The organism is Nocardioides dubius (assembly GCF_039528155.1).
Lineage (GTDB): Bacteria > Actinomycetota > Actinomycetes > Propionibacteriales > Nocardioidaceae > Nocardioides > Nocardioides dubius.
Genome location: NZ_BAAALG010000001.1, coordinates 217,685 through 227,338, shown reverse-complemented (window position 1 = coordinate 227,338; position 9,654 = coordinate 217,685). Strand labels below are relative to the sequence as shown.

The 9,654-nt window shown below is 70.5% G+C and carries 7 protein-coding genes and 1 pseudogene; all 8 read left to right on the top strand.

Going from position 1 to position 9,654, the window contains the following annotated elements; all coding sequences use genetic code 11:
• The coding region (locus ABD151_RS01030; RefSeq protein ID WP_343990393.1) for a response regulator transcription factor at positions 1–567 on the top strand (567 nt) is incomplete at its 5' end.
• A 142-nt stretch (positions 568–709) separates the two neighbouring features.
• Positions 710–3,781: a PKD domain-containing protein gene (locus ABD151_RS01025; RefSeq protein ID WP_343990390.1), complete on the top strand. Its 3,072-nt coding sequence runs from the start codon at positions 710–712 to the stop codon at positions 3,779–3,781.
• Between the two features lie 66 nt (positions 3,782–3,847).
• Positions 3,848–4,657 (top strand): LamG domain-containing protein, encoded by an 810-nt coding sequence (locus ABD151_RS01020; RefSeq protein WP_343990387.1) that lies wholly within the window; start codon positions 3,848–3,850, stop codon positions 4,655–4,657.
• Positions 4,658–4,678: 21 nt separating this feature from the next.
• On the top strand, positions 4,679–5,407 hold the full coding sequence (locus tag ABD151_RS01015) for a helix-turn-helix transcriptional regulator (protein ID WP_343990384.1): 729 nt from the start codon (positions 4,679–4,681) through the stop codon (positions 5,405–5,407).
• A 138-nt stretch (positions 5,408–5,545) separates the two neighbouring features.
• Positions 5,546–7,123 carry a GMC oxidoreductase gene (locus ABD151_RS01010; protein WP_343990381.1) on the top strand — a complete coding sequence of 526 codons (1,578 nt, stop codon included), beginning with the start codon at positions 5,546–5,548 and terminating at the stop codon, positions 7,121–7,123.
• A 180-nt stretch (positions 7,124–7,303) separates the two neighbouring features.
• Positions 7,304–8,539 carry a TadA family conjugal transfer-associated ATPase gene (locus ABD151_RS01005; protein WP_343990378.1) on the top strand — a complete coding sequence of 412 codons (1,236 nt, stop codon included), beginning with the start codon at positions 7,304–7,306 and terminating at the stop codon, positions 8,537–8,539.
• Complete coding sequence (locus ABD151_RS01000) at positions 8,539–9,402, top strand: type II secretion system F family protein (protein ID WP_343990375.1); 864 nt, start codon at positions 8,539–8,541, stop codon at positions 9,400–9,402. Before ABD151_RS01005 ends, ABD151_RS01000 begins: the two co-directional genes overlap by 1 nt.
• Positions 9,399–9,654 (top strand): annotated as a pseudogene (locus ABD151_RS00995) (type II secretion system F family protein); the annotation flags it as partial. The gene ABD151_RS01000 and the pseudogene ABD151_RS00995, both read left to right, overlap by 4 nt.

The window sequence follows — 9,654 nt, the reverse complement described above, 5'->3', positions numbered from 1 at the left end:
CCGCGCGGTCGCCAGGAGCTGAAGGCGTTGGCCCGCGAGTGCGAGCAGTTCGGCGCCCAGGTCGGCCTGGTGGTCCAGGAGCAGTTCGAGCCGTTCCTGGTCCGCGACGCAGAACGTCTTATGCAGCGGGGTCCTGACGTGCATTGGATGGTCCTGACCTCGTGCCTGCCCGGGCCCTACTGGGGTGCCTTGCTGATGGCGGGGGCCGATGGCGTGCTGCCGTTGGACATCGGCGTCGACACACTGGTGTCGGCGTTGCCGGCGATCGCCGAGGGCGAGCAGGTGATGGACCCGGCGGACCGGGCCCTGCTGCGGCGCCATGACGTCGACGAGCGCTCCGTCCTGGAGCGCCTGGCGAGCCTGAGCCCGCGCGAGGTCGAGGTGCTCAAGCAGCTGGCCCGCGGCCGCACCGTGGCCGAGCTCGCGGTGCTCCAGGAGGTGTCCGAGGACACCGTGCGCAGCCATGTGCGAGCGATCCTGCGCAAGCTCAAGGTGTCCTCACAATTGGCGGCGGTCGCGGAGTGGAACCGAGCAAGCCAAGGCTGGCCTTCCTCCCGTAGCTGGTAGGGAATTCCCAGTCCTACGGCACCCTCACCGATATGAGGGAAGTTCTGGGGTCTCGGCCCCATGTGGTGGAGCGGCGGACATAGCCTCCGAGAGGCGTGACGAGGACTCGGGACCTCCTTGCCGTTCACTAGGGGGAGTAAGAATGCGCAGATCAAGAGTCCTGGCGGTCCTCATCGCCGGCATCGCGCTGGTCCTCGGACAGCTGTCCGGGGCCGCCGCGGAGACATCGCCGGGCGGACGTCTGGTGAGCGAGGTCGCCGTGAGCGGCACCCCGCACGTGTTGGACGGCCGGGTGCTGTCGGTGACCCAGGTGGGCAACACGATCCTGTTGGGCGGCACCTTCGACACCGCCCGCAACGACAGCTCCGGCACGGTGCTCAACCGCAGCAACCTGCTGGCCTTCGACGTCACCACCGGGCTGATCTCGACGACCTTCGTGCCGAACCCCAATGGGACCGTGCAGAAGATCGTCGACGCCGGTGACGGGCAGACCGTCTATGTGGGCGGGAACTTCACCTCGATCAACGGCGTCGCCCGCAACCGGATCGCCCGGATCCGGATCGACACCGGCGAGGTGGTCACCGGCTTCAATGCCGGCACCGTGAGCGGCCAGGTCCGGGACATGGCGCTGAAGGACGGCCGGCTCTGGATCGGCGGCGCCTTCACCCACGTGGCCAACGGCGCGCAGCGTGCGCTCGCCACCCTGAACCCGCAGACCGGCGCCCGGCTGCCGTTCATGACCCGGGTCCTGGACGGCACCCACAACGGTGGCGTCACCCAGGTGCTGAAGTTCGACCTGACCCCGGCCGGGGACCGGCTGGTCGCGATCGGCAACTTCACCACCCTCGACGGCGTCGCCAACCGGCAGCTGCTGATGCTCGACACCAGCGGCGCCACCGCCGTGCCCTCGACCTTCCAGACCAGCTTCTACACGCAGGCCTGCTCCTCGTCCTTCGACTCCTACATGCGTGACGTCGACTTCTCGCCCGACGGCCGGTTCTTCGTGGTCTCCACGACCGGCGCCTACGGCGGCAGCAGCGCCCCGTGCGACACCACCGCGCGCTTCGAGACGAAGACCGTGAGCACGAACGTGGCGCCGTCCTGGGTGAACTACACCGGCGGCGACACCACCTACGGGGTCGAGGTCACCGATGCGGTGGTCTACGTCGGCGGCCACTTCCGCTGGCAGAACAACGCCTTCCGCGGCGACACCGCGGGCCAGGGTGCGGTGCCCCGCGAGGGGATCGCGGCGCTCGACCCGATCAACGGCCTCCCGTACTCGTGGAACCCCGGCCGCACCAAGGGCGTCGGCGTCTTCGACTTCCTGGCCGCCCCCAACGGGCTGTGGGTCGCCTCGGACACGGACCGGATCGGCAACTTCCAGCTGAAGAGCCGGATCGCCCGGATGCGGCCCGACGGGGTGACCTTCCCGGAGGTCAGCACCCCGCAGATCCCCAACGACCTCTACGTGATCGGCTCCTCGATCGCCAAGCGGCCGATCACCGCCACCACGATCGGCGCCCAGGCGGCGGTGCCGGGCGGCGGGATCAACTGGTCGGCGGTGCGCGGCTCGTTCATGATCAACGGCTGGCTCTACACCGCGAACTCGGACGGCAGCTTCGTGCGGCGCACCTTCGACGGCACCACCTACGGGCCGGTCGAGGCGGTGAACGGATCGGAGCAGGTGGTCACCTTCACCGACTGGCGCTCGGACGTGGCGAACGCGACCGGCATGTTCTACGACAGCGGCCGGATCTACTTCACCCGCTCCGGCTCCAACCAGCTGTTCTACCGCTACTTCACCGCCGAGAGCGGGATGGTGGGCGCCAAGCGGCTGGTAGCGGCCAACAGCATGACCGGGATCAACTTCAGCTCCGTGCGCGGCATGGTCGGCACCGGCAGCCAGCTCTACTGGACCGACAACCTGGGCCGGCTGAACCGGATGACCTGGCAGCAGGGGGACCAGGCCGGGACCCCGGTGGCCGGCACGAACTCGGTGATCTCGGGAACCCTGGTCGACGGGATCACCTGGTCGGGGCGGGCCTACTTCCTCTTCCAGGACGCCGCGGGACACGGTGCTGGGCCCAACCAGGCGCCGACCGCGGAGTTCACCGACTCCTGCGCCAACCTGGTCTGCTCCTTCGACGCCGGTGCCTCCGACGACGTAGACGGCGATGTCGTCGACTACGCCTGGGACTTCGGCGACGGGACGACCGGCAGCGGGGCGACGCCGTCGCACACCTACCCTGCCCTCGGCGCGCGAACGGTCACCCTCACCGTGACCGACGACGACGGTGCGAGCACGGTGCGGACCCGGACGATCGCACCGAACCAGGCGCCGACGGCCTCCTTCACGGTCTCCTGCTCCGGGCTGGTCTGCGGCTTCGACGCCGGTGCCTCCACGGATCCGGACGGCGGCGGCGTCAGCTACGCGTGGGACTTCGGCGACACGGCGACCGGCAGCGGGGCGACGCCGTCGCACACCTACCCGAACGGCGGTGCACGCACGGTGACGCTGACCGTGACCGATGCGGTGGGCGCCACGGCGAGCACCACCCGGCAGGCCGATCCGGTGGCGCTGCCGGACGCCCAGCTGCAGTTCGTCGGGGCCGCCGCGGCCAATGCCAACAGCACCAGCCAGCGGGTGACGATCCCGGCCGCCGTCCAGGCCGGCGACACCCTGGTGCTGCAGATGGCACTCAACTCGTCCACGCCGACGGTCACGGACCCGGCGGGATGGACCCTGCTCCGGCAGGCGTCCGAGGGGAATGCACAGGGTCGGTTGTGGACCCGCAAGGCCACCGCGGGGGATGCCTCCAGCGTGGTCACGGTGGCGCTCTCGAGCATCGCCAAGGCGGATCTCACGGTGTCGGCCTACCGGGCTGATCATGGCGACTCGGCAGTCACCGACTCCGCCGTCGCCATAGCGCAAGGGGGCGGTCCGGCCTTCCAGGCACCGGACGTGACCGTCGCGGAGAGGGGCTGGGTCAGTACCTACTGGGCAGCGAAGGCGAGCAGTGCCGTCAGTTGGACGGTGCCGGCCGGGACGACGTCCCGGGCCAGCACCGCAGGAAGCGGCGGGGGCGCGATCTCGGCGCTCGCCGTCGACACCGGCGGGCCCGTTGCTGCGGGTCCCCGTCCGGGAGCGAGCTCGACCGGCGATCCCGTGCCTGGGCGCGTCGTGATGTTCAGCGTGGTCATCGCACCGCAGTAACGGTGCGATGTGCGGGACGCAGTGGGGCCGGGGGAGACCTCGGCGGGATGGGGAGAAGAAGTGCGCATGCATACCTGGTGGGGCGGCTCGATGGCTCTGGTGCTGAGCCTCAGCGCCTGCGCCGGGGCGTCCTCGGGGGCGAAGGAGCAGGAGCCGGCCGCGACCGAGGCCAGCTCGAATCCGCAGGCGCTGTTCTTGGACTTCGAAGAGCTCACCGCGGAGTACGACTCGGTGGTGCCATCGGTGCAGAACCTCGGATCTGCATCGGTGCGCACCGCGATCACGACCTTCTCCGGAGGTCGGGTGCGCCTGACGCCGAGCCCCGGTGGGGTCGGCGTCCGGTTCCCGGCCTGGGGAGACGGCTCCTCGGCGGCAGCGGCTCTGGTGGTGTGGGACCAGCAGGACGCGCTGTCACCCGGGGAGAAGGAGTTCAGGTTCGGCGCACAGGTGATGCTGGACCCGGAGTCCGAGGGAAGCAGCAGCGACAACGGGGACAACCTCATGCAACGTGGGCTGTTCACCGACGAGACGCAGGTCAAGATCCAGCTGGATCACGGTGTGCCCTCGTGTCGGGTGGCAGGCGATGGCGGTGAGCTGCTGGCCAAGGCAGAGACCGCCGTCGAGCGTGGGCGTTGGTACTCGGTCGACTGCGAGCGCAACGTGAAGGGCCTCCGGTTGCGAGTGAAGCCGGTGGAGAAAGACGGTGGCGAGGATCAGGTCGTCAGCGTCCGTGGGAAGACAGGACAGGTTCAGTTCCCGGCATCAGTGCCACTCTCGGTGGGAGCGAAGGTGGGGCCCGACGGCGCCCTCATGCCTTCTACGACTGACCAGTTCAACGGAGCCGTCGACGACGTCTTCTTCGACGTCGTGCAGTAACGGACAGGGAGTCACAGGGGAATGACGAACTATGAGATGGACGAGCGCGATGTGACGTGGGTGCCGAGGCCACGCACGGCGGCGATGCCGAAGGTGGCGGTGGTCGCCGATCAGTCGTTGACCGGACAGGCCGTGGGCGAGGCGTTGAGCGCCCTGGGGTTCGCGTCGAGCACCTTCGCGGTGCCGCGTCAGGGGGCCGGCGTACGGGACCTGCGGACGCGGCTCTCGCGCCAACGGGTGGAGGTGGCGCTGCTCCTGCACGAGCGCCTGGACTGGGCGCACACCTTGGAGGCGATGCGCACGATCCGTGAGATCGGCGACGTCGCGTGGCTGCTGCTCTCGGAGAGCGAGGACGACGCTCGGTGGGGCGCCGCCTTGGACGCCGGCGCGGCCGCGGTGCTCTCGATCTCGGTCGGCGTGGACGAGCTGATCCGGGTGGTCGACCAGGTCTCCAACGGAGGCCAGATCACTCCGGCCGACGAGCGGGACCGGCTGCTGGCGGTCTGGGAGGAGGTCGGTGCCGAGCAGCGTCAGCTGACCGACCGGCTCGACCGGCTCAGTGCCCGGGAGCGCCAGGTGCTGGAGAACCTGAGCCGCGGGCACACGGTCGCGGAGATCGCCTCGGAGGCGTATGTCTCGGTGGGCACGGTCCGCAGCCAGGTGCGTGCGGTCCTGACCAAGCTGGAGGTGAAGTCGCAGATCGCAGCAGTCGCGCTCCTGGAGCGCGTCAGCTCGGTCTCTGCGGCGTGACCTAGAGAGTTCTATGAGAAGTAGGTAGAACGTGTTCCAATTCGATCGGAACACTGCTAGTTTCCACGCGTGACCCGCACCACATCGTGGTGCGGGTTCGCGTTGTCGCAGTGTCCACACTCGGATGGAGTCCCTCTCATGCGCTCGTCTCGCCGGTCCTTCCTCGTCGGTGCCGCAGCTGCCGCGGCCGTGGCCAGCCTCCCGGAGCCGGCGGTCGCCGCCACCGCCGAGGAGCACCGGGTGCTGGTGATCGGCTCCGGCTTCGGCGGCGGCGTGGCCGCGCTCCGGCTGGCGCAGGCCGGGGTTCCGGTCACCGTGCTGGAGCGGGGTCGGTGGTGGCGCAGCGGGCCGGACGCGAGCACGTTCCCGAGCCCGCTCTCGCCGGACAAGCGGCTGCTCTGGTACGGCGCGACGCCGAAGGCGCTGCGGGCCACCCAGGACCTGATCGGCGGGCTGCTCAACTTCGGCCCGTACGTCGGCCTGGTCGAGCCGATCCTGGGCGAGAACATGCTCTCCATGGTCGCCGCCGGTGTCGGCGGGGGATCGCTGGTCTACCAGGGGATGACGCTCCAGCCGTCGCGCGAGACCTTCCACGAGGTGCTCCCCGAGCAGCTCGACTTCGACCTGATGGACCGGGTGCACTACCCGAGGGTGGCGCAGATGCTCGGGGTCGAGACCGCCCCTGACGAGCTCGTCTCGTCGGTGAATTACAAGGCCCCGCGGGTCTTCAAGAAGCGTGCGGAGGCGGCCGGCTACTCGGTCGAGAAGATCCCGATGCCGATCGACTGGGACTACGCGCTGGCGGAGCTGCGTGGCGAGATGAAGCCTGCCTACACCGACGGTTCGGGTGCGATGGGGGTCAACAACGGCGGCAAGCACTCGGTCGACGTCACCTACATCGACCAGGCGGTGGCGACCGGTCGGGTGACCGTGCGCACCCACCACAACGTGAACCGGATCGAGCGGGCCCGCGACGGACGCTGGGTGGTGCACGTGGACCGCACCGACGACACCGGCCGGGTGCTGGAGCAGATCGAGATGACGACGCCGACGCTGATCATGGCGGCCGGCTCGATGAACACCACCAAGCTGCTGGTCGAGGCGAAGGGCTCCGGTGCGGTGCCCGGCCTGCCGGACGGCCTCGGCACTGGGTGGGGCACCAACGGCGACCGGATCTTCGCCTGGACCAACCTGGTCGACCAGTTCGGTGCCGCGCAGGGTGGGCCGGTGGTCTACGGCTCCAAGGACTGGGCGGACCCGGCGCTGGCCAACACCGTGATCCAGGCGTCCATCCCGCCGGTGCCGTTGCTGGTCAACAACCTGACGATGATGGTCGGCTTCGGGGTCTCCCAGGGGCGCGGCGAGTTCCGCTACGACTCCTGGACGAAGAGCGCGAAGCTGCACTGGCCGGCGTCCGGGGACGTGCCGGTGCACGACGCGATCACCGCCCGGGTGGAGCGGATCGCGAAGAACACCGGCGGGATCATCGACACCCACAAGATCGTGCCGAGCACCTGGCACCCGCTGGGCGGCGCCAACATGGGCGTGGTCTGCGACCTCGACGGCCGGGTCGAGGAGAACCCGGGGCTCTATGTGCTCGACGGCGCGCTGATCCCGGGCTCGACGGCGGCCTGCAACCCGTCGATGACGATCGCAGCGGTGGCCGAGCGGGCGCTGGACAACATCGTGCGCCATGACGTCGGGGTGCGGATCTGATGCTGCTGATCGGTCGCGGTGTGCGGCCGGTGCGTTGTCGAACTTACTCACCCAGGTGAGCAATTCAGGACCTTTATCCCCAGGGACGCCGGATCGGCTTCCGGGGTGGCGGGGATCGGCATATAACGGCTGACACCAATCTCGCCGTCTCGGAAGCGGGTGCCGATGTCGTCTCTACGGGTGGATGCGCAGGCCGTGGTCGTGGACGCGCTGGATGCGCGGGTTCGGGAGCTGGTGCGCCGCGATCAGGTGGACCCGCAGGCGCAGGTGGCGGTGGTCCGCTCGCTGGTCGAGGTGGTGGTGCGGGAGCACGACCAGCTGAGCCTGACCGGTCAGGTGGCCTCGTTGCCGGACCCGGCCGCGGTGGTCGGCGAGCTGGTCGCGCGGGTGGCGGGCTTCGGCCCGTTGCAGGCGTACCTGGACGATCCGAGCGTGGAGGAGCTCTGGATCAACGAGCCCAGCCAGGTCTTCGTGGCCCGCGAGGGGCGCCACGAGCTGACCACCACGGTGTTGAACGCGGCGCAGGTCGACGAGCTGGTGGAGCGGATGCTCAAGGCGAGCGGACGTCGTCTCGACGTCTCCCAGCCGTTCGTGGATGCCCTGCTGCCGCAGGGGCATCGGCTGCATGTGGTGCTGGCCGGGATCGCGCACGGCTTCACCGCGGTGAACATCCGCAAGCACACGATGAGGGCCGCGCGGCTCGACGACCTGGTCCGGCTGGAGACGCTGACCCCGCAGGCGGCGGCGTTCCTGGAGGCGGCGGTCCGGGCCGGGCTGAACATCCTGATCAGCGGTGGCACCCAGGCCGGCAAGACCACCCTGCTGAACACCCTGGCCGGGGCGATCCCCGGTGGGGAGCGGGTGATCTCGGCGGAGGAGGTCTTCGAGCTGCGCTTCGCGCACCCGGACTGGGTGGCGTTGCAGACCCGCCAGGCAGGCCTGGAGGGGACCGGCGAGGTGCGGCTGCGCGACCTGGTCAAGGAGTCGCTGCGGATGCGGCCGAGCCGGATCATCGTGGGCGAGGTGCGGGCCGCCGAGTGCCTGGACCTGTTGCTTGCGCTCAACGCCGGGGTGCCCGGGATGTGCACACTGCATGCGAACTCGGCGCGCGAGGCGCTGGTCAAGATGTGCACCCTGCCGCTGCTGGCCGGCGAGAACATCTCCGGCTCGTTCGTGGTGCCGACGGTCGCTGCCAGCGTCGACCTCGTGGTGCAGGTCTCGCTGACCGCGTCCGGTGCCCGCGAGGTGCAGGAGATCCTCGGAGTGCCCGGCCGGGTGGAGGGGGCGGTGATCGAGACCGAGGCGATCTTCGTGCGCGACGGCGACGCCCTGCTCCCGACCGGCGGCCAGCCACCGCGCCGGGAGAGCTTCGCACGCCACGGCATCGACCTCGCCGCACTGACGGCACGCGGCTGATGGGCGCCCTGGTCGGCCTGGTGGCCGGGGTCGGGCTGTGGTTGGTCTGGGCGTCGTTGACGCTGCCCGCCGAAGCCGAGGCTCCGGGGCACGCGCGGGCGGCACGCGCCTGGTTGCAAGGCCTTCTGGAGCGAGCCGGCATCGGCGGAGTCGCCCCGCGGGCCCTGATCGCCCTGTGTGGCGCCTGTGCCGTGGCGGCAGGGCTGCTGGTGCAGGTGGCCTCGGCCGCGCCGCCGGTCGCCGTCACCTTCGCGATGATCGCCGGCTGGGCCCCGATCGCCTTGCTGCGGGGGCGGGCACGACGGCGGCAGCGGGAGTTCGCGATGGTGTGGCCGGAGGCCGTGGACCATCTCTCCTCCGGCGTTCGTGCCGGGCTCTCCTTGGCGGAAGCCCTTGCTGGACTGGCGATCCGCGGACCGGAGGCGCTGCGCCCGGCCTTCGACTCCTTCGCTCGCGACTACCAGGCGAGTGGCCGCTTCGGCCCGTGCCTGGATCGGTTGAAGGCGACGCTCGCCGATCCGGTGGGGGACCGGGTCGTGGAGGCCCTGCGGATCGCGCGCGAGGTCGGGGGCACCGAGCTCGGCCGTCTGCTGCGCAGCCTTGCCGGGCACCTGCGTGAGGACGAGCGGGTGCGCTCGGAGCTGGAGGCGCGTCAGGCCTGGACGGTCAACGGAGCGCGGCTCGCGGTCGCCGCGCCGTGGGCGGTGCTGTTGGTGATGAGCCTGTCGAGCGATGCGGCCGCCGCCTTCGCGAGCGCCGGAGGCGTGGTGGTGCTCGCGATCGGGGCCGGTGGCTGCCTGCTCGCCTACCAGCTGATGATGCGGATCGGCCGGCTGCCGGCGGAGCAGAGGGTCCTGCGATGAGCGTGACCGGTGGCCTGCTGGGTGGCCTCGCCGCGGCCGGTGTGTGCCTGGTCGTGTCGGTGTTGGCCGGGCTGCGCCGGGGAGACCTGGCCGGCCGGGTCCTGCCGTACGTCCGCGACGTCACCCCGTTGCGGCCGCTCGCCGAGACGGGCGGGCCCAGGGGTGTCGTCCGGGGCGTCTTCGGGCCGTCGGTGCGTCGCGCCGCCGAGGCGCTGGACCGTCTCCTGGGTGGGACGGCGTCGGTGCGGCGCC